Raw genomic sequence first — 19,180 nt, forward strand, 5'->3', positions numbered from 1 at the left:
TATCTCGTATCTCGTATCTCGTATCTCGTATCTCGTATCTCGTATCTCGTATCTCAAATATCTTTTCTTCCACGCACAAAAAAGAGCACCGAAGTGCCCTTATCAAATTTTAAGCTAGCTATTAATAACTAACGCTTATTGCCATATAGCTGAAAGTGAATCCATCAGGCCGCTCGTCGCACCTTGTGACTGCAATGCTTGAAGAATGATGGGTGCAAATGTTGTAACCATTGATGGATCCATACCTAATCCAGAAAACGCACTTTCAACGGCACCTTGTGAGCTTAGTAGCGATGATAGACCAGTAGACTCAAGGCTCGACATACCCGGAATAAGTGTCGCGAGTTCTTTGTTGTCGGCTGTGCCAAGAGAGTTTTGTGCAAGGGCTAACATTGAACCAATACCGCCAACTGCTTGGTCGCTGGTAACAGAAGCTTGGTCAGCTACCGTATCCACAAGTGGTGTTGTTTCGTTCTGCTGAGACCACATATTCACTGCTGCCATTAGTGCAGTTTGTGATAGTTGGGAATAGTTGGTATCTGATGATGAACTGGTTTGTTCAGAGTCGCTAGTGCTAGCGCAAGAGACAACAGCAAGGCTGCTTAAAACTGTGATGAGTACTTTCTTCATTATTCGTCCTTAAGTAATAAAGTAATTTACTCTTTCACTATAAACGAAAAACGGCGATGTAGTCACATCGCCGTTGGATTATTTCAATTTTATTTGCCAATAGTATTTTGTTTTACTAAAGGTTTTTATAAAAATTAAAGAATAGCTAGAAGTTCTACTTCAAATACTAGAGCAGCAAATGGTGGGATTGCAGCACCTGCGCCACGCTCACCGTATGCTAGATCTTGAGGGATGTATAGCTTCCACTTAGAGCCAACAGGCATCATTTGTAGAGCTTGTACCCAACCTTGAATTACGCCAGTTACAGGGAATTCAGCAGGTTGACCGCGAGATACAGAGCTGTCGAAAACAGTACCGTCAGTTAGTTCGCCGTGGTAGTGAACACGTACTTGCTTGTCTGCAGTTGGGATTTCGCCAGTACCTTCAGTTAGTACTTCGTACTGAAGACCAGACTCAAGAACCGTTACTTCTGAACGAAGAGCGTTGTCAGCTAGGAAAGCTTCGCCGTCAGCAGCAGCAGCTTTAGCTAGTTCTTGACGTGCAGCTTCACCGCGAGTGTGTAGCTCTTGTAGTGCGTTGTTGATTTCGTCAACTTCGATAGCTGGCATGTCGCCAACTAGAGCTGTTGCGATACCAGCAGCGATTGCGTCAACGTTTAGGCCTTCAAGACCAGAACCAGCAAGTTGTTGGCCCATTTGTAGACCGATACCGTAGCTAGCTTTTTGCTCTACAGTTTCAAATTTTACTTCAGACATGAAAAGTCACTCTTTTTGTCAGTACGAAAAGGGTAAGAATACCAGTATTAGCAGCGTGAAGAAACGGCTAGTCCCTGATCACTTGCGCTTTACCGTGCCCAAATCACAGCCATGTCAATTTTCTCGCTTTGGGCCTTGTTGTGACGGAAAGATCTATACTGTTGGTACTTTGGTTTTTATACTGTAGTTATTCAATGTATAGGACGCAGTGGTATGAATCGTCGTCAAAAGAAAAAACAGAAAGTTGACCACTTAGCAGAATTCAAGGATCGACTGAATCAGGTCAAAGAGAAATTGAGTTCGATCGATGTGAAGAAAATGAAAACCTCGACAGCGCAAACTTGGGGTTCATTGCCGAAGTTACACCAAAGACTGTTGATGGTGATTTCTCCGATCGTACTGATATTACTTTTTGTGCCGCTACCAGAACCTAAAGTAGACACAGCTCCAACAACATCGCGCGTTGAGCTTGAAATAAGCACCGTCGGCTTAAGCGAACAGCAAAATGCCAAGAACAGCTCATTAGAACCGAGTAACAAAAATTGGCAGGAGTACCTTGTTAAGCAAGGGGATACGTTAGCGCAGGTTTTTCGAAACAACGATTTGCCATTGTCTGACTTGAATGCGTTAGTGCGAATTGAAGGTGCAGATAAGCCGCTCAGTCAGATTCGTAAAGGCCAGCTGGTTCGTTTCAAACTTGCTGAAACTGGGCAGTTGGACATTCTTCAGCTAGAGAAAGGCGACACTTCGGTGATGTTCTTCCGCTTATCCGATGGTGGCTTTGGTCGCAGTAAGTAGATGAATAGTGAGCCTGAGTTAAAGCGCTTCACCAGACACAGATAAACGATAGAAAAGAGCTAAGCATTAGCTCTTTTTTTTGGTCGCTTGAAAGGGGCGAGTGGCAAGATGATAAGCATGATTCCGATAAAGGTTAATGTATCCGGAATCTCATCGAACCATATTGCACCTATTAGCGCGACAAACACCAATCCTGAATACTCAGCCAAGGCAATTTGGCTAGAGTGTGCTTTTTGATAGGCAGCAACCGCAAGGCCGTTGTAACTTAAGATTAGCGTCGCACTCAGGGCTATGTATCCCAAATGCTCCACAGACACTGGCTGCCAGTATAAGAAGCACAGTACTAATGAGGCTGGAATAGAGAATAAGGTTGTCCACCACAGCGTAGTGACCACCCTTTGCTCACTAGGAAGCTTTCTTACGAGTACATTAAATAGTGCTAGGGTGAGTGCTGTCCCCAAAGCAAACAGTGCCGCCCAATGAAATTGTGATGGCCTCAAGACAATCAATGCACCAATAAAACCTATGGTTGTGCCGATAACCTTGCCGAGTGCCGGTTGCTCTTTCAATAGCAACATTGAGAGCGGCAACATCAGTAAAGGCGCGACATAAAATACTGCGTTGGCGGTTGCCAAAGACAAGTGAGTGATCGCGACCACCATGCACCCACTGCCGATCAGAATTAACTGACCTCGAATGAAGGTTACCTTAGCCTGCTGTAAGCGCCGTTGTTCTTTTTTCTGCTGTAGCCACAAAGGGGTGATGATGAGCAGAGATATCAACTGTCGGAAAAAAATATACTGTAAGGGCGGTACTTCGCCATTTAACAGCTTTACCGCTACGTCGGAAAGCGAGGCAAACAAGTTACCTGCAACCAACAATAGAATACCGGCAGTGATATTCGTCATTATTTTTCTAATCTCATGTCTATATGAGGAATGTCATCTTCGAGGTACATATCCGAGATGGTGTTGAAGCCGTGGCTCGCATAGAAGTTTTCTAGGTGTTGCTGCGCGCCAATATCAATGGCCGTATTTGGCCAAAGATCCTCGCAGCGTGTTAATGCTTCTTTGATTAATTGATGCCCCAAGCCACCACCTCTTGCCGATTGCTTGGTTGCGACTCGACCGATGCTGGTGTTGTCGTAAGAGGTACCTGGTGGTAATAAACGTGCACACGCTACCAACTCTTCATCAGCATAGCCAAGCAGGTGCTCAACACCCGCGAGTGTATCTTTACCGTCCAGCTCTGGATAAGGACAAGTCTGCTCGACCACAAATACATCGACTCTTAATTTAAGTAGTTGATAAAGCTGTTGTGTTGAGAGTTCAGAAAAAGGAATTGAGTGCCAAGTGATCATGTTTACATCCAGAGATTATCGATGCTCTGAATGTACTATGCGCGATGACTGTTGGCATTAACTATTGTTAATTCGACCTTTAATTCTGCTCAGGCTGATTGCGGTTATTCATAGGTAGGCTGCAATTTGATTGTCGTTCAAGCGCTGCTCAAGGTCGGGATAGTGCTCGCAGAACAGCTGATAGCGTTGCTCTGGTGTATAGAGCAGCATGAAGCGTTCTTTGTTTTCCTTATGCATCAGTTGTGTTTCTAACAGCTTTAAATACAAAGGATTATTTGATGCACGCCACTCGATAACCGCATTCATTGGCAGCTCTAACATGGTGATGGGTGTCAGCGTTTCTAATAGGTAAGGAGAGGCTTGGTTCTTTATCAGACTCTCAAAGCCGATGATCCAATCTTGTTCCCAATAGAACTCTTTGCTGTATTGCTTACCATCATCAGTGAGGTAGCAGGCATGGCACAAGCCTTCAAGTACAAAGTAGATTGAACTCGCCATCTCACCTTGATTGATCAAGATGTGTCTGGTTGGCAGCTCAAGTGGCTTGGCGACAGCGAGTAGAGATTCAATCTGGCTTTCAGAGAAGTCGAAGCTTTGCAGTTGTTCGATAAAAGAGGTGTGCATGAAAATAACCTATCCCAAATAAGTGCCGAAATCATCGCACTTATTTGGATAGAGGTACAGAGCAGGATAAATCAGAGGCGTGCGTGTTGCTCTAGGTAATCTTGAGCAAGTTCTCTGCCCATGTATTTACCTAAGGTCTTCAATGGAACCTTCTTAAGGTTCACCACAATCAAGCCATCCAAGGCATCATTAAACGATGGGTCGACATTAAAACACACCAGTTTACCGTTCATCCCTAGATATTGGCGCAGCAGTACCGGCAGGCCTTTACCTTGCTCCATGCGTGCTAACACTTTAGAGAGCAGAGGCACACTCGCCAGTGAAGAGAGCAGGTGATTTTGCCAGAACACATGACTGCTGGTATTGAGTGGTGACGAAGGTGAAACCAAATTCGCCTTTTCCTCATCATAATGGTGGATTGATAACGTGGTCGCGATCAACAGACGCGCATTGTGGCTGTAATCATTGCTGATACTGACTGGGCCGAACAGATGGGTATATTGAGGGTGACGAGACACAAAGGTCGCAATGCCTTTCCACAATAGTAACAGTGAGTTCAGGCTCTTTTGGTAAGGTTTACTTACTACCGATCGCCCAAGCTCAATGCTGTTTTCTAGAGTATCAATGAATTCTTGGTTGTAGTTAAACAGGCTACGAGAGTAGAGCTGATCAAGCCCGTGCTCAGCGATGAGTTTGTCGACCATACCGAGTCGATACGCGCCAACCAGTTCTGCCTTGGTTTTATTCCACACAAACAGTTGATGGTAGTAAAGGTCATACTCATCTAAATCACAGGCCAGCCCGCTGCCTTCTCCGACTTCTCTAAAGCTTTCTTCTCTTACTCGACCAATCTCGCGCATTAAGTTAGGAATGGATTGGCTTGGTGTGCAGTAGACCTCAAAGTTCCCTTGCTCAAGTAACTTCATATCTTCCGGAAGAGAATCGACCTCTATTGCCAACACTTCTGGCGGAATAGGCGCAATCACTTGGGTATCAAAAGAAGGTGCGTGGATGGGCGTGCTCGGGCTGTCTTGTTGACTCATTAGATAGGTATTAAGTCGTAGGTAGTTGACGATATCCATCTCTTTTTCAAACGATTTTATCTCTGAATATGGAATCGATGAGCCAATCGAGATAGAGATAGTTGTCGCTTGTTTATTAAGAAGTTCACGCCCGAGTAGAGCGGTTCTCAACAGTGGATGAACACGACCCGCTTGATAGAAAAGCTCACTGTTCTTGCCATTGATAAAGATAGGTACCGTGGTGGCTTGGTGACGTTTGACGAATTTCGCTACCGACTTGCTCCACTCGATGTCTGTCAGTGTTTTTGCCCCTTTACGGTAGCTTGATACTTCACCTGCTGGGAATACAATCAATAGTCCACCATCAGCCAAATGACGATTGGCATCTCGAATCGCTTTGGCATTGGTGCGTTTCGATTCTTTACTGTTAAAGACATCGACACCGATGAAAAGATCATCCAGTTCAGGCAGGCGCTTAAGTAACTCATTGGCCAGCACCTTCACATCCTTTCTTACTGATCCTACGAGATCGGCAAGGATCACGCCTTCGATGGCGCCAAGCGGGTGGTTCGCCACAATCACGACAGGCCCTTCTTCCGGGATGTTTTCCGTGCTTCCCGATGCAACCGAGTAGTCGATATTGAGCGCCGACAGAGTGTAATTCATGAATTCGAAGCTAGATAACTCGTTTTTACGATCTTGGTAGAGTCGGTCTAGCTTAGATAGCCCAGTTGCCCACTCGACAACAGACTCACCTAAACCAAAAGGCGTGTAACGTGGTAAACGAAAAGGACTATCAATCATAATGAAATTACCTTACTTAATCAGTTGCGGCCAAACTTTATCGGCTTGTTGAATATGCTGTGCTTGGTCTTGTTCCCAGCGCTGCTTAATCTCTTGGTCGTAGTTGAGGTAAAGCTTGTTATCAACAATCGTCCATTGATGTGGGTCACTCGGTGCAAAGTCGCTCTTCGCTGATACTGCCCAAGCGCAATAGCCACCATATTGAGGGGCATATTTTTCAGGATTATTAACAAATAAAGTCAGATTCTTTTCAGAAGAGAAATACCAATCCGCCCCTTTGTACTCAGTGCTGAATTTTTTACTGCCTTCAATGGGCTTACCGGAAGTGAAATATGCGACGGTATCGTAGCCATCGAGCGCCTTACTGCTAAAGAAACCAGTGTAGATTTCATCGGCGGCAAATACGTACGGGCTAACAAGTAGCAGAACCATGGTGAATAGTTTTCTCATGATGGACTCCATCTATAGATTGATTGCGGGTGATAAATCAAAGGTAAAGCGCTGCTGATTTATCTGACATGGTTTAATGGGTTCGCATGGTGAGCCGGGTGCATAAAACATAGAGGCTTGACCATGCAGGTTACGTAAGTGTGTAAAGCTCACGGTATGTGCGTCTTCGCGATGCATACAGGTCGCTAAATGAGGTTGCTCATTGTGATGGTGAGAGTGGAACATCAGTAAGTTCTGTTGATTCTTACCTGCCGCCATGAGCTGATCATATTTTGCTTGTCGGTAGGCTTGCACTCGCTCTAAATCAACACCGGATGAGAAGAGTGGAGAATCAGTGTCGACTATTTTCTGTTGAATACCATCCCACATGTAGGCGATAACCAGACCATTGTGTTGGGTTAGATTGGGCGCGAAAGCTAGCAAGGTAAATGGGGCAAAAGAGTGTAGGTATAGCTTGTGAAACGCTTCAGATAGCTGACTGATATTACGACTCGATGATAGGTTTTTAAGTAGCAAACCGCGGCTTACTAAAGGACCAACGGGCACTGTGCCTTGATAGTTATTGAGTAGGCATAGCGAAAGCCCGAACTCATTAATACTTATCCAGCTACCGCCGCCAGTTGGGTCGAGTGGCATAATGATATCGACACCGTTGACTCGATATTGTCTGGGTGGCATTGCCAGTGCTCGCGTCTTTTGTTCATCACGATTAAAAAAGACCTGATAACCATTCTCTTCAAGCAGCCAAGATACTGAACACATGATTATTGCTCCCTCAGATAGCTGTTGGTGGTTGGGGCATAACCAAAGGTGTTGCAGGTCTCGACGTCTAGGAAGGTGGTGATCACCTTGATCATCGCGTAATGATGATTGGCATGCAGTGCGGCAAAGGTGACCTCTCTTTCGAGCGTTGAAGGCAGGCTTGCGAACACTTGAGCATCCATCGAAACCTCGGTTTGGATCATGATAGGCGCTTCGAGATCTCGACGGTCTAATCGTTCAAGCCAGTTGATCACATAGTGGATCTCTTTGACTGCAATAGAGCGGTCGTATTCGACAGGATGACCACGACGACGAGTGTTGTAATCAACGGTCTCATCCTCTTTTAAAATCAAGGCGTGAAAAAGATCCAGTGTGTGACGAGTATGTTCACCGATAGAGCTTGTAACGTGTGGCTTTGCTCGTGTTAGGTAATCGCTGTCAGAAATCGCTAACAAAAACTCTAGACCCTGATTCAATATCTCTACCGCTCCCTTGATGCTAGGAGAGAAAGAAGTAAGGGCGCTCGGCTGGGCTATGGGGTTCATTCATGATCCTCGTGAAAAGTTAGTCGGTAGTCGGATATTGTTGAACAAGACGTCGCTCTTCTTGCCACGCCGCAAATAAGCTCTTGAAAGAAGGGGATTGGTGGCCTCGTTGTTTTTGCTGAGCGCCAATATCAAAAAGAATGCGGTATTGCAGTAGTAGCGTAGAAAATATCTCTCGCAGCGGTGTGTTGCGATCCCAGATATGCCCAGCCTCACTGCTTGCGCCATTGACCTCAAGGATCGTGAAATCCTCGCCGTTCATTAGGCTGTGCATGTCCTTAAACTTGACGTCGAGTCGGCCAAAATGAAAACCATCGAAGTCATCGAATATCTCGTCTAAACGTTCAGTTAAAGCCCGAGTGATGTATTGATTGCCATCGCGGAAGATGCAGCCACGGCTATGGCTACCTGCGAACGCGAGTTGGAACTCTTCGCCCTCTGCGAGCACGTGATCCAATTTATCTTCATGCCTTGGTAGATACAGGTGACTGAGCTGCCCAGCGCGCGGGCTGTTTTCAATTAACTGCTTGAGTGTCGACTTGCCATCACCCATCACCATTGGCGCATATTTGAGTGTGATCGAGATGATCTCACCTTGCTTTTTATTTGGGTAACGAACGTAGAAAACACCCGCTTCGGCTTGATAAGGCGCCTTTTTTTGCAGTAGAAAGCGAGCATTATTTGGGAAAGATTCGACATATTGCTCAAGTTGAACTTGGTTGTTGATCAGCTTAACGCCAACACCTCGACAGCCAAGATCCGGCTTAGCCACGATAGGGAAATCAAGATCCGTTTGTATGAGTGCGCTGCGTGCGTCTTCGGCTTGTTTCTTACCGTTGAGATCCGTTTTGGTGAGGGTGATAAACGGAGAGATCCAACGCTGACTTGAAGATCCGGCAAGGCTTAATATCTCGTGTTTTGATTCGCCTACCATACCGCTTAACTTGATGCTTGGGTTGGCGATGAGCGGCAGTGCCCAGTCAAAGTGCCGTAACCCTTGCATCAGGCTTTGAATCACCACTGGCGTGTAGAAGAACCAAGTTGGAAGAAACTCATAAGGAGAGACGCTGCGCACGGTATCTTTTTCAAGCAAAGGCATGCCTGCATTAATTTGATGTGCTGGAATGATGCGAATATCTTGCGGTGAACTCATGATAATCCTCTAGAGTAGGTTCTATTCATTAATCGATTGCCGATAAACAGCAAAGCGATGGCACACGGGATGATGATCCATTGATATTCAGAGGCTTGCAGCCACGCTGATGTCCCTAAATAGTAGATGGCAGAGAAGACAATGCCAGTCCAGAGCGCAGTGGCACTAATCACGGCAAACAAGAAAGTAGGCAGTGGGATGGCGAAAAAGCCACTTAAGGTAAAGCCGACGGTACGAAGCCCGGGAATAAAGCGGATAACAAAAAGGCTGCTGAATGCGTTCTGACGTAATTTGGTACGAAGCGAACGAAAGTACTTATTAGTGAGGGCTTTATATCGAACACCTCGGAAGTAACGTCCTGATTTACCCAGGTAATAAAGACCGAGATCACCCGTGGCAATACCGATGAAAATAGCAAGCAGCGCATATTGAGGAAGTATTAGACCTTGAGTCGCGATACCTGCCGCCGTAACAATCGCAAGATCTTCAAGCAGATAAGAAAGCGCGATGATGCCAAGCATCAGCCATAGCAGCGACTCCTCCCCTGAATGTAACCATGCTTGAATGCTCTCGACGGTGCTCATTAAATGCCCTTATCTATCCTATAGATGAATGGCTTAACCACCATTCATTGAGTGTGGTAAATTAAATAGACAGGAGGAGCAGATAAAAACTTACAGCTGATTAGTGTTTTTTTGTGTTGGATTCATTCAATTGGTGGTTTGAGTCGTGCTGTTTGACTGCTGTTTGACTGCTGTTTGACTGCTGTTTGACTGCTGTTTGACTGCTGTTTTGAAGCTGAAGGCGTGGCATTTGGAAGCGGGTTGAACGAGAGTTTGTCGTTCGAAAATTAGGGCTTTGGGCTGAACATTTAGAAGAAAAGAAAAAGGCTGAGTCGTAAAACTCAGCCTTTCAGAACGTTAACTATGGATTACTTAAGCAATCTATTTAGTTAGGTCAATCTGGTAAACAGCAAAACCAACATCGTCAGTCGCAACACGTTTCATCGGGTATTGACCTTTCTCTTTAATGAACTCTGCTGCTTTGTCGCTTGGAGATGTTTCAAAGCGGATATCTAGCTTGTTATCCGTTTTGATTGGTGCAAATGACCAATTGTTATCTGCGCTTGGGCTCACTTGACCTTGTTCTTTGCTTACGCGAGAGATGTAGTTTGCAAGAACAGTACGGTTCTCATCTGGTGCATCAAATGCGATGAAGTCTTCACCTGTGCCTGGGAACTTAGCGCTGTATGCACGGTAGTTGTTGGTTGCGATCAGGAAGTCTTGCTTCATGTCGATTGGCTTACCTTGGTAAGTTAGGCCAACAATACGCTGTGAGTCAGGGTTAACGACTTTACAGTTTGCATCGTATTTCGCAGGTTGAGTTACGTCGATTTGGTAATCAACACCGTCGATAACATCGAAGTTGTAAGTGCGGAAGTTCTCCCACTCGATCAACTGTTGTGGTGCTGTTGAGTTAACATCAACTTGGTTGAATTGACCAGCAGAACACTCAAGCCACTCTTTTACTTCGTGACCTGTTACCTTCATCGCAACTAGTGTGTTCGGGTAAAGGTATAAGTCAGCTGCGTTACGGAATGTCAGTTGACCAGATTCAACCTCAGTGAAGTTCGCTGGGTCATTCTTACGGCCACCGGCCTTGAATGGTGCAGCTGCTGAAAGTACTGGCGTACCATCTAGGTCAGGGTCACCTTGGATGAACTGTTCAACGTAATCTTTCTGTGCAAGGTTAACGATTTGAACTGTTGGGTCGTCTTGTACTAGAGACAAGAAGCTGTACATCACATCGTCTGCTTTACCAATCGGTTGGTTAACAAACTCACGAGTACCAGCGTGGTCTTTTTCTAGTGCTGTTACGATGCCTTCATCAGCTGCAGCAAGAGATTTCTTCTCGATTTTGTCGTAGATAGGGCGCGCTTCTGATTGGCCTTTAACAACTTCCCACTTACCGTCTTTTTGTGCAAGTGTTAGATCCATAACACCAACGTGGCTACCCCAACGACCAGGCATTACTGCCGCAACGCCGTTCATTGTGCCAGTTTCGTTGTCGATGCCTTGAATGTCATCAAAACCTTTACCTGGGAAAACTGCGTGAGAGTGGCCGAATGCGATCGCATCGATGCCGTCTACTTCAGATAGGTAGAACGTTGAGTTCTCTTCGCCATTTTTGTATGGGTCAGTTGATACGCCTGAGTGAGGGATAGCAACGATAACCTCTGCACCTTCCGCTTTCATTTGAGGCACTAACTCGTTAGCCGTCTCAATGATATCGCGAGCGATCACTTTGCCTTCTAGATTCTTCTTATCCCACGTCATGATTTGTGGTGGAACAAAGCCGATGTAACCCACTTTTACTTCGTGCTCTACGCCAGCAGTATCTTCGAACGTGTGCGTCTTGATGATATAAGGCGTGAAGTAGTGTTCTTTGGTTTCTGCGTCGTAAACGTTAGCACTGATGTACGGGAAATCAGCGTCGTTGATAGACTCTTCTAGGAACTCAAGACCGTAGTTGAATTCGTGGTTACCTAGGTTTGCAGCGTCGTAGCTTAGTTGGTTCATTGCTTTATATGCAGGGTGAACTTCGCCAGCTTCGATGCCTTTGTCTGCCATGTAGTCACCCATTGGGCTACCTTGTAGCAAGTCACCGTTATCAACTAAAACGCTGTTGGTTACTTCGCTTTGAGCTTCTTTTACTAAAGTTGCAGTACGTGCTAAGCCGATTTTTTTCGATGGCTTGTCTTTGTAGTAGTCGTAATCCATTAGGTTGGTATGGATATCCGTCGTTTCTACGACACGTAATTTAATCACTTCATCGGTATCTGGTGTTGTTGTGCAGCCTGCTAAAGTCAAACCAAGACCCGCAAGTACAGCCAATGACAAAGGTTTCATTGCAACTTTCATTTTGTAGCTCCAAAGTGGATAGTAGAAAATTCGTTGCGTAATGTAACAAAACCGAATGAAACAATGATTACAACGAATGTTAATTCGTGACTTAGATCGATTACTTTATGGTGTTCTGCAAGACGCCTCCCAAAGCTGCTCAATCAATGCGCAACTGATATCGATAATATTAGTCCATTCATTTCACCTGCTTATCGGTAAATTCAATCCCTTATCAGCTTTTCGAATAAAAAATGAAATTTTAGAATTTCCAGTAATATGAGAGGCTCGTCATAATGCCTATATCAAGGACGTATCAGGCAGATGAATAGCAAGGATAGCTCAAAACGAAGCTTCTGTTTTCTTCTAGTGCCAATACTCCCATTCACTCAAGTGGATGAGTTAAATCCCTTGCTTGGCAAGACCAAGTAATGAATTGCTCGTAACGCGAGCCTTAAAGGAAGCACTGAAATGGACCAAGAACGTTTAACCCACCTAAAACAGCTCGAAGCGGAAAGTATTCATATTATCCGTGAAGTAGCGGCTGAGTTTGATAACCCAGTGATGATGTACTCCATCGGAAAAGATTCTTCTGTGATGCTTCATTTAGCTCGCAAAGCGTTTTATCCAGGCAAGATTCCATTCCCGCTATTGCATGTAGATACGGATTGGAAATTCCGCGAGATGATTGAGTTTCGTGATCGTACGGCTAAAAAGTACGGCTTCGACCTTTTAGTACATAAGAACCCAGAAGGTATTGAGATGGGTTGTAGCCCATTTGTACATGGTTCTTCGAAGCACACTGACATCATGAAAACACAGGGCCTTAAGCAGGCGTTAAACAAGTATGGGTTCGATGCGGCTTTTGGTGGTGCGCGTCGTGATGAAGAAAAATCTCGTGCGAAAGAACGTGTTTATTCTTTCCGTGATAAGAACCATACGTGGGATCCAAAAAACCAGCGTCCAGAGCTTTGGCACACCTACAACGGTCAGGTTAATAAGGGCGAAAGCATTCGTGTCTTCCCGCTATCTAATTGGACTGAGCTCGATATCTGGCAATACATCTATCTAGAGAGCATCGATATTGTTCCACTTTACCTTTCAGACAAACGCCCTGTAGTTGAGCGTGATGGCATGCTGATCATGGTTGATGATGACCGTATGGAGCTGCAAGAAGGTGAAGTGATTGAAGAGAAAAGCGTTCGTTTTCGTACTTTAGGCTGTTACCCATTAACCGGAGCGGTTGAATCTGAGGCGAATACGCTAACGGGCATTATTGAAGAGATGCTGGTGGCGACGTCTAGTGAGCGTCAAGGTCGAGCGATTGACCATGATCAGTCGGGCTCTATGGAGCTGAAAAAGCGCCAAGGTTATTTCTAAGAATCTAAGGAAAGAAAAATGAATAGTGCAGTAGAAGCCGAATTGGCTGAACTAGGGATTGAAGGTTATCTAAGTCAGCATCAGCATAAATCTATGCTTAGATTTTTAACTTGTGGCTCGGTAGATGACGGTAAAAGTACGCTAATCGGTCGCTTACTCCATGATACAAAACAGATTTATGAAGATCAGCTAGCGGCGGTTCACTCGGATAGCCAACGAGTGGGAACGACAGGTGAGAAACCTGATTTGGCACTGCTTGTTGATGGTCTGCAGGCTGAGCGTGAGCAAGGGATCACGATCGATGTGGCTTACCGCTACTTCTCGACTCAAAAACGTAAGTTCATTATTGCTGATACTCCTGGGCATGAGCAGTATACGCGCAACATGGCAACAGGCGCTTCAACGTGTGATCTGGCGGTGATCTTGATTGATGCTCGTAAGGGCGTTCTGGATCAAACACGTCGTCACTCGTTTATCTCTAACCTGCTTGGTTTGAAGCATTTCATCGTTGCTGTAAACAAGATGGATCTCGTGGATTACGCGCAAGATCGTTTTGAAGAAATTCGCGATGAATACCTAGAGTTTGCAGAAAACCTAGAAGGCGAAACCAATATTCAGATCTTGCCAGTATCGGCGCTTGAAGGCATCAACGTTGCTGCACCAAGTAAAGAGCTTGCATGGTTCGAAGGCCCATCTCTGCTAGAAGTGTTAGAGAACGTCGACATTGACCAAAAGCGTTCGGCAGGTGAATTCCGATTTCCAGTTCAGTACGTCAATCGTCCTAACTTAGACTTCCGCGGTTTTGCTGGCACCGTTGCCTCTGGCCGTGTCAGTGTCGGTGATGAAATCAAGGCGCTGCCGTCGGGTAAAACCTCTAAGGTTGCACGCATTGTAACTTTTGATGGTGATTTGGAGTCTGCGCAAGCGGGCTTGGCAGTAACGCTGACCCTTGAAGATGAGATCGACATCAGCCGTGGTGATTTGATTGTGTTGGAAAACGCTCAGATTGAATCTACTAACCACGTATTGGCTGACATCGTGTGGATGACAGAGCAACCACTACAACCGGGCAAAGCTTATGACATCAAGATCGCAGGCAAGAAAACCGTCGGTCAGGTTGAAACCGTTCGTCACCAATACGACATCAACAACCTGTCGACTCACGCCGTTGATGAGTTGCCACTGAATGGCATTGGCTTGTGTGAATGGTCATTGAACGAGACAGTTGCGCTGGATAAATACCGTGAAAGTGCCGATACCGGTGGCTTCATCGTTATCGACCGTCTAACTAACGTGACGGTTGGCGCAGGTTTGATTCGAGACCGTTTGGACTCTGTTGAACAGCAAGTGGGTAACTTCTCTGCATTTGAACTTGAGTTCAACGCATTGGTTCGCAAACATTTCCCTCATTGGGATGCCAAAGATCTAAGCCAACTACTGAAGTCATAAACGACCAAGTAACAGCTTATTGAATTAGGCGGAAACCGATCGTTTCCGCCATAAAGGACGGGTATATGTGGCAACAAGGATTTGTATTAGCGATTTTGCTCGGCATCATTACTTGCCTGCTCGTTACCCGTATTAAGCCAAGCTTTATATTTGCTGGCGCGGCGTTTATTGCTTTTATGGCTGGCATGATCGACTTGTCGAGCTTAGCCAATAACTTCACTAACTCCTCGTTACTGACTTTAATTCTTCTTATCCTCGCATCAAGTGCGTTGGAGAAAACTCGCTTAATCAGTTGGGTTAGCCGCAATATTTCTGAAGGCCGGCTAGGCACCGTGGTCGCGAAGTTGGGTATTTCCACAGCGTTACTTTCTTCTTTTACTAATAATACGGCGGTGGTTGTCTCTTTGATCGGCGCAATCAAACGCAATCAACAACATGCGCCATCTAAACTGCTTATCCCTCTGTCATACGCTGCCATTTTAGGTGGAACCCTGACATTGATCGGCACCTCAACCAACTTGATCATTAATAGCTTTGTTGAAGATGCAGGACTGCCGAGTTTAAACTTTTTCACGCCAACTTTGATCGGTTTAGCTGTTTTGGTCGGTGGGGTATTGATCCTTATTCCTCTGAGTTACTTTTTACCTAGCTACGATGATGGATCGCAGGACGACCTTCCGTATTTTCTTGAAGCAAGGGTTGAGCCCGGCTCACCGTTAGTTGGTCGCAGTGTCAGTGAAAACAACCTTAGAGCGCTGAGAAAACTGTTCTTAGCCGAAGTTATTAGAGACGGGAAAACTACGGCGTCTATTGACCCTGATTTTATTCTCCAAGCTCGTGATCGACTGCTGTTTTGTGGTGATGTTGAGAGCGTAGCGACATTACAAGAGATTCAAGGGCTAACCTTGTTTGGTCAACACCACCTTAACGGACAAAGCTTTGTTGAAGTAGTAGTGAGCTCATCGGCAAGCTTCTGTAACAAAACCCTGAAAACCAGCCAATTTAGAGATCGTTTCGATGCGGTTGTGGTTGCTATTCGTCGTGGCCATGAACGCCTAGAAGGTGGGCTAGGGAATATCACATTGACCGCTGGTGATACCTTGATTTTGGTTCCAGGTAAACGCTTTGAAGAACAGCGCCAACAACACAACAAAGAGTTTGTGTTGATGAATGACTTAGATTCGAGTGCCAAGCTTGATGCCGACAAATCGACGTTCGTGTTGCTCGGCTTTGCTAGCGTGATTGGTTTAGCCCTTATCGATGCAGTACCTATTATCAAAGGCTTAGCTGGTTTTCTACTGTTGCTGGTGGCATTTAGCGTGGTGCAACTGGGTGAGCTCCGCCGCCGTTTCCCAGTCGATATTGTGGTGATCGTGGGCTCTGCACTTTCTATTGCTCAACTGATGATTTCATCGGGTTTATCTGAGCGGATGGGGCTGATGTTTATGGAGGCGTTTAATGGCTGGGGCGTATTCGGTGCGTTAGTTGCTACCTACTTTATGACTTTGGTTTTGACAGAGCTGGTGACCAATAATGCGGCTGCAGCACTCTCATTTCCGATTGGCTACAGTATGGCAGTAGGTTATGGCGTTGACCCTATGCCGTTCATCATGGCGGTACTGTTTGGTGCCAGTGCCAGTTTTATCTCTCCATACGGCTACCAAACCAACTTACTTGTTTATAGCGTAGGTAATTACCATTTAACGGATTATCTGCGTATCGGCATTCCAATCTCGATTGTATATTCGGGCTTGGTGCTGACCCTAATTCCTTATTTTTTCCCATTTTAATGCTGTTTATTTAAAGGACTAATTATGACCGCAGTACTCAAACCCAAAGATGAGAATGTTGTGTGGCATCAACACTCGATTGATAAAACATTTCGCGCGGATCTGAAATCACAAAAGCCAGCCGTGCTCTGGTTCACGGGGTTGTCTGGTTCTGGTAAATCGACAGTCGCTGGAGCATTAGAAAATCGTTTGGCACAGCTTGGTTACCATACTTATTTATTGGATGGTGACAATGTGCGTCATGGCTTATGTAGCGACCTTGGCTTCTCTGAGCAAGATCGTCGAGAGAACATCCGTCGTATTGGTGAGCTTGCTAAATTGATGGCAGATGCAGGCTTGATCGTGTTGTCAGCCTTTATTTCTCCGCATCAAGCTGAAAGGCAACTCGTGAGAGATTTATTGCCGGAAGGTGAGTTTCTTGAGGTGTTCGTCAATACTCCATTAGAGGTTTGCGAACAGCGTGACCCTAAAGGTCTGTATAAGAAAGCACGTGCCGGAGAGATCCCGAACTTTACAGGTATTAGTTCAGTGTACGAAGCGCCTCAGAACCCTGAGATTGATCTACCTGCAGGTGAGAAGACACTCGATGAATTGGTCGAACTGTGTATTGATGCGTTGGAGAAGCGAAATATCTTAGCCAACTGAGATCGTTGGTATGACTAAGGCTACTCAGCTGTTTATCTGTTTATTCACGACCGATAAATAGTGCAGCCTTAGTTTACCGAGACAAGAAACCTATCCTCTAGATTCTCTTTATTCCTCTCTATACTTCACTTTTTACACCGTCTATTTTAGCTCCGTCGAGTGTCTAGACGGTGTAATTTACGCTGCTTTTCACTTCTGTCTGTACTGTGAATTTCTGGCTCAATAGTGCAATCAGTTGATCGTAATACTGCGTGTTTGGCTTGTTACCGAGCAAGGTACAAAGCTCATTGCCTGTAGGGCTGAATCGGTAGTAAACCAGCTTCACGCCTTTTGATAATGGTGCCAGTGACATGCTCTTACCTTGATAGGTTAGGTGCAGGGCTGGATCGAAATCAATCTCTCCGGATTCTAATTCTGTGCCCAGAATAATCCCGAGCTCTATCAAGTGGAGCAAGCTGGAGTAGGGCAGGTTGTGCCCACCAAGGTTGATGGTGTTGGTGGTGTCCCTTTTGCCAAAGTTGAATAGCCCAGCATGAGATTTAAAGCCGAGTAAGAGCTTTCTGCTGTTATCGCTACCAAAACTGCAGCCTAATGAAGCTGCTCTTTGTAAGGTCAGTGCTTCCTTTGGCGTCATGTCTTTTAAGATTTGCAGTGCCTTCATCGACGTCGAGCCTGGGTTGGTGACTTCTCGTTTCAGTACTTGAGCCCATAGCCTCTGCATCGATGTATTGTGGATCTCTTGTGCCATGTCGAAGAAACGGTATAGCCAGTCCTGATCCGGGTCTCCAGCCGCTTCATCCTTACATGAAGAGTGCGCCAACTTTAGAATCTGTTCTAGGTTCTTTTGGCGAAGCTCTCTACGTTTTTTCTCTCGCAATAGTGCCCGTTCGATAAGCGTACTCTCAGCTTTATCCTTTGGCTTGGCACTATGACTAATTAAGGAATCGAGGCCGAAGCTTTGTGCGATGTGCAGCATTCTGCTGGCACTGTCGGCAATATGAGGCTTTTTCTCATGCTTATGCTGTGTGTCGCTAGCATGCTCAATGATCACTGGCTGTTTGGTTTTTGACATAAGAGTACCGTTAGGAGACGACTCAAAACCAATCGTAGTAAATAATTGCTCAGCCTAGCTTGTTAAAACGCTTGATAACTGAGCTACAATTTTTGATTGTAGAATAACTACTTATCAAAAAGCTCCGCCTTGTTCTCAAGGCTTTTTCCTACGCTATTTCTGAACACTTACTTATTGTGATTGGTATAACTGTCTAAAATGTAACTCTTTATCTTATTGGTGGCTAGATTTTGCGAGCATAGTTGAAGGTTTCAACAAAATTTTACTTTTGTTAATGATAATAAAATGTTAAATTTGTTGTAATTCTCAGGGAGGAGTTATGAATCAAGTCAATGATAACAAGCTGAAGAAACAGCTTAGTATAGGGTTATTACTCGCGATTTATGTCGCTGTTCTAGCTTACTTATCTAATTACATCGCGTAATTCAGAAGAAAATTATCGTTATTAAACTGTTATTGAATGATCACACTCGTTCAGTGACGGCAGCTCATCCTTGAGCCACCCTTCTAATGACTACATGTCGTCATACTCTTCAATCGCAGTACCTTCAATAAGATAACCGGTTTGCGCTAAGTCATGGCTGATTGACTCAGTTTTCAGCGTTCCGACCAAATAGATCACATCCCATAACTGCTGTATTGGTGCACCTTTCGGGAACTTCACGTAGATGATTTGGTTCGGTGGCGGCGGTGGCACGTGGATACATGCGCCAAAGTACGGTACCAGCAGAAACTCAGTGATCATATTCTCATCACCTTCCAATGGAATCACAAAGCCAGGAATCTTCACTGTGCTGCCATTCAGCTCTGGGCGAACAGCACCAAGTGTCGATTGTTGAGGTTTGTCCATACTATTGTGGTCAACCATCGGCATACCAAATGAATCTAGCTGAGCACGTTCTGATTCTGGAATCAAATCAATCCATTCAAGTGTTAATACCGATTCGTCATTCTGAGTGGTTTCAGCGTGAGCTGTACTGATAAATGGGAACAGAAGTAGCCCAAGTATCAGTAGGAATTTGCGTTGCATCGTAGGTTCCT

General features: G+C 45.3%; 19 protein-coding genes. 5 read left to right on the forward strand and 14 right to left on the reverse strand.

The genetic code is table 11. The features are described 5' to 3' along the window. Nucleotides 1–135: 135 nt before the first annotated feature. On the reverse strand, nucleotides 136–630 hold the full coding sequence (locus tag AB6F11_RS10090) for a DUF2780 domain-containing protein (protein WP_017058875.1): 495 nt from the start codon (nucleotides 628–630) through the stop codon (nucleotides 136–138). 134 nt (nucleotides 631–764) lie between these two features. After that, a complete protein-coding gene (locus AB6F11_RS10095) occupies nucleotides 765–1,385 on the reverse strand; it encodes an FKBP-type peptidyl-prolyl cis-trans isomerase (RefSeq protein ID WP_008220519.1) in 621 nt (206 codons plus the stop codon). Nucleotides 1,386–1,598: 213 nt separating this feature from the next. On the opposite strand from AB6F11_RS10095, the gene AB6F11_RS10100 reads away from it, so the two are divergent. Then, nucleotides 1,599–2,183 (forward strand): LysM-like peptidoglycan-binding domain-containing protein, encoded by a 585-nt coding sequence (locus AB6F11_RS10100; protein ID WP_102394296.1) that lies wholly within the window; start codon nucleotides 1,599–1,601, stop codon nucleotides 2,181–2,183. Between the two features lie 59 nt (nucleotides 2,184–2,242). Here AB6F11_RS10100 and AB6F11_RS10105 read toward each other — a convergent pair whose 3' ends face one another. The 10 genes from AB6F11_RS10105 to AB6F11_RS10150 all read right to left on the reverse strand — a co-directional run bounded on the left by AB6F11_RS10105 (nucleotide 2,243) and on the right by AB6F11_RS10150 (nucleotide 11,824). Next, entirely contained in the window at nucleotides 2,243–3,091 is an 849-nt protein-coding gene (locus tag AB6F11_RS10105; RefSeq protein WP_102394295.1) for a DMT family transporter, read from the reverse strand. Further along, nucleotides 3,091–3,543, reverse strand: a complete 453-nt coding sequence (locus tag AB6F11_RS10110; RefSeq protein ID WP_102394294.1) for a GNAT family N-acetyltransferase — start codon at nucleotides 3,541–3,543, stop codon at nucleotides 3,091–3,093. Before AB6F11_RS10110 ends, AB6F11_RS10105 begins: the two co-directional genes overlap by 1 nt. A 108-nt stretch (nucleotides 3,544–3,651) precedes the next feature. Continuing rightward, complete coding sequence (locus AB6F11_RS10115) at nucleotides 3,652–4,167, reverse strand: Crp/Fnr family transcriptional regulator (protein WP_102394293.1); 516 nt, start codon at nucleotides 4,165–4,167, stop codon at nucleotides 3,652–3,654. 71 nt (nucleotides 4,168–4,238) lie between these two features. Beyond that, complete coding sequence (locus AB6F11_RS10120; protein WP_102394292.1) at nucleotides 4,239–5,993, reverse strand: lysophospholipid acyltransferase family protein; 1,755 nt, start codon at nucleotides 5,991–5,993, stop codon at nucleotides 4,239–4,241. A 12-nt stretch (nucleotides 5,994–6,005) separates the two neighbouring features. Then, nucleotides 6,006–6,443, reverse strand: coding sequence for a YHS domain-containing (seleno)protein (locus tag AB6F11_RS10125; RefSeq protein WP_102333018.1), 438 nt, complete (start codon nucleotides 6,441–6,443; stop codon nucleotides 6,006–6,008). A 12-nt stretch (nucleotides 6,444–6,455) separates the two neighbouring features. Next, nucleotides 6,456–7,205, reverse strand: coding sequence for an NRDE family protein (locus AB6F11_RS10130; RefSeq protein ID WP_102394291.1), 750 nt, complete (start codon nucleotides 7,203–7,205; stop codon nucleotides 6,456–6,458). Between the two features lie 2 nt (nucleotides 7,206–7,207). Further along, nucleotides 7,208–7,750 carry a hypothetical protein gene (locus AB6F11_RS10135; protein WP_048618622.1) on the reverse strand — a complete coding sequence of 181 codons (543 nt, stop codon included), beginning with the start codon at nucleotides 7,748–7,750 and terminating at the stop codon, nucleotides 7,208–7,210. A gap of 19 nt (nucleotides 7,751–7,769) precedes the next feature. Then, entirely contained in the window at nucleotides 7,770–8,903 is a 1,134-nt protein-coding gene (locus AB6F11_RS10140; protein ID WP_102394290.1) for an ATP-grasp domain-containing protein, read from the reverse strand. After that, the gene (locus tag AB6F11_RS10145; RefSeq protein WP_017100018.1) at nucleotides 8,900–9,487 is read right to left on the reverse strand and encodes a DedA family protein; all 588 of its coding nucleotides are present in this window, start codon (nucleotides 9,485–9,487) and stop codon (nucleotides 8,900–8,902) included. Before AB6F11_RS10145 ends, AB6F11_RS10140 begins: the two co-directional genes overlap by 4 nt. A 360-nt stretch (nucleotides 9,488–9,847) precedes the next feature. Further along, the gene (locus AB6F11_RS10150) at nucleotides 9,848–11,824 is read right to left on the reverse strand and encodes a bifunctional 2',3'-cyclic-nucleotide 2'-phosphodiesterase/3'-nucleotidase (protein WP_102394289.1); all 1,977 of its coding nucleotides are present in this window, start codon (nucleotides 11,822–11,824) and stop codon (nucleotides 9,848–9,850) included. Between the two features lie 414 nt (nucleotides 11,825–12,238). Between AB6F11_RS10150 and cysD the strand changes: the two genes are divergently transcribed. The 4 genes from cysD to cysC all read left to right on the forward strand — a co-directional run bounded on the left by cysD (nucleotide 12,239) and on the right by cysC (nucleotide 17,067). Then, complete coding sequence (gene cysD / locus AB6F11_RS10155) at nucleotides 12,239–13,183, forward strand: sulfate adenylyltransferase subunit CysD (protein ID WP_226088532.1); 945 nt, start codon at nucleotides 12,239–12,241, stop codon at nucleotides 13,181–13,183. Between the two features lie 18 nt (nucleotides 13,184–13,201). Then, entirely contained in the window at nucleotides 13,202–14,632 is a 1,431-nt protein-coding gene (gene cysN / locus AB6F11_RS10160) for a sulfate adenylyltransferase subunit CysN (RefSeq protein WP_017058887.1), read from the forward strand. Nucleotides 14,633–14,697: 65 nt separating this feature from the next. Further along, nucleotides 14,698–16,422: an SLC13 family permease gene (locus AB6F11_RS10165; protein WP_102394288.1), complete on the forward strand. Its 1,725-nt coding sequence runs from the start codon at nucleotides 14,698–14,700 to the stop codon at nucleotides 16,420–16,422. A gap of 24 nt (nucleotides 16,423–16,446) precedes the next feature. Continuing rightward, nucleotides 16,447–17,067: an adenylyl-sulfate kinase gene (cysC, locus tag AB6F11_RS10170; RefSeq protein WP_017067555.1), complete on the forward strand. Its 621-nt coding sequence runs from the start codon at nucleotides 16,447–16,449 to the stop codon at nucleotides 17,065–17,067. 163 nt (nucleotides 17,068–17,230) lie between these two features. Here cysC and AB6F11_RS10175 read toward each other — a convergent pair whose 3' ends face one another. Both AB6F11_RS10175 and AB6F11_RS10180 read right to left on the reverse strand, forming a co-directional pair. Next, nucleotides 17,231–18,139 (reverse strand): TIGR03899 family protein, encoded by a 909-nt coding sequence (locus tag AB6F11_RS10175; RefSeq protein WP_017069397.1) that lies wholly within the window; start codon nucleotides 18,137–18,139, stop codon nucleotides 17,231–17,233. Between the two features lie 514 nt (nucleotides 18,140–18,653). Beyond that, nucleotides 18,654–19,169, reverse strand: a complete 516-nt coding sequence (locus AB6F11_RS10180) for a DUF3299 domain-containing protein (protein WP_017058892.1) — start codon at nucleotides 19,167–19,169, stop codon at nucleotides 18,654–18,656. Nucleotides 19,170–19,180 lie beyond the last annotated feature (11 nt).

Source organism: Vibrio sp. 10N.247.311.14, assembly GCF_041467715.1.
Lineage (GTDB): Bacteria > Pseudomonadota > Gammaproteobacteria > Enterobacterales > Vibrionaceae > Vibrio > Vibrio crassostreae_C.

Excerpts from the sequence above, each read along its gene's own strand:
- cysN (WP_017058887.1), top strand. The coding sequence starts at position 13,202 with ATGAATAGTGCAGTAGAAGCCGAATTGGCTGAACTAGGGATTGAAGGT.
- AB6F11_RS10100 (WP_102394296.1), top strand. The coding sequence starts at position 1,599 with ATGAATCGTCGTCAAAAGAAAAAACAGAAAGTTGACCACTTAGCAGAA.
- AB6F11_RS10175 (WP_017069397.1), bottom strand. The coding sequence starts at position 18,139 with ATGTCAAAAACCAAACAGCCAGTGATCATTGAGCATGCTAGCGACACA.
- AB6F11_RS10140 (WP_102394290.1), bottom strand. The coding sequence starts at position 8,903 with ATGAGTTCACCGCAAGATATTCGCATCATTCCAGCACATCAAATTAAT.
- AB6F11_RS10120 (WP_102394292.1), bottom strand. The coding sequence starts at position 5,993 with ATGATTGATAGTCCTTTTCGTTTACCACGTTACACGCCTTTTGGTTTA.
- AB6F11_RS10115 (WP_102394293.1), bottom strand. The coding sequence starts at position 4,167 with ATGCACACCTCTTTTATCGAACAACTGCAAAGCTTCGACTTCTCTGAA.
- AB6F11_RS10135 (WP_048618622.1), bottom strand. The coding sequence starts at position 7,750 with ATGAACCCCATAGCCCAGCCGAGCGCCCTTACTTCTTTCTCTCCTAGC.
- AB6F11_RS10165 (WP_102394288.1), top strand. The coding sequence starts at position 14,698 with ATGTGGCAACAAGGATTTGTATTAGCGATTTTGCTCGGCATCATTACT.
- AB6F11_RS10130 (WP_102394291.1), bottom strand. The coding sequence starts at position 7,205 with ATGTGTTCAGTATCTTGGCTGCTTGAAGAGAATGGTTATCAGGTCTTT.
- AB6F11_RS10090 (WP_017058875.1), bottom strand. The coding sequence starts at position 630 with ATGAAGAAAGTACTCATCACAGTTTTAAGCAGCCTTGCTGTTGTCTCT.
- AB6F11_RS10095 (WP_008220519.1), bottom strand. The coding sequence starts at position 1,385 with ATGTCTGAAGTAAAATTTGAAACTGTAGAGCAAAAAGCTAGCTACGGT.
- AB6F11_RS10125 (WP_102333018.1), bottom strand. The coding sequence starts at position 6,443 with ATGAGAAAACTATTCACCATGGTTCTGCTACTTGTTAGCCCGTACGTA.
- AB6F11_RS10145 (WP_017100018.1), bottom strand. The coding sequence starts at position 9,487 with ATGAGCACCGTCGAGAGCATTCAAGCATGGTTACATTCAGGGGAGGAG.
- AB6F11_RS10180 (WP_017058892.1), bottom strand. The coding sequence starts at position 19,169 with ATGCAACGCAAATTCCTACTGATACTTGGGCTACTTCTGTTCCCATTT.
- AB6F11_RS10150 (WP_102394289.1), bottom strand. The coding sequence starts at position 11,824 with ATGAAAGTTGCAATGAAACCTTTGTCATTGGCTGTACTTGCGGGTCTT.
- AB6F11_RS10110 (WP_102394294.1), bottom strand. The coding sequence starts at position 3,543 with ATGATCACTTGGCACTCAATTCCTTTTTCTGAACTCTCAACACAACAG.
- AB6F11_RS10105 (WP_102394295.1), bottom strand. The coding sequence starts at position 3,091 with ATGACGAATATCACTGCCGGTATTCTATTGTTGGTTGCAGGTAACTTG.
- cysC (WP_017067555.1), top strand. The coding sequence starts at position 16,447 with ATGACCGCAGTACTCAAACCCAAAGATGAGAATGTTGTGTGGCATCAA.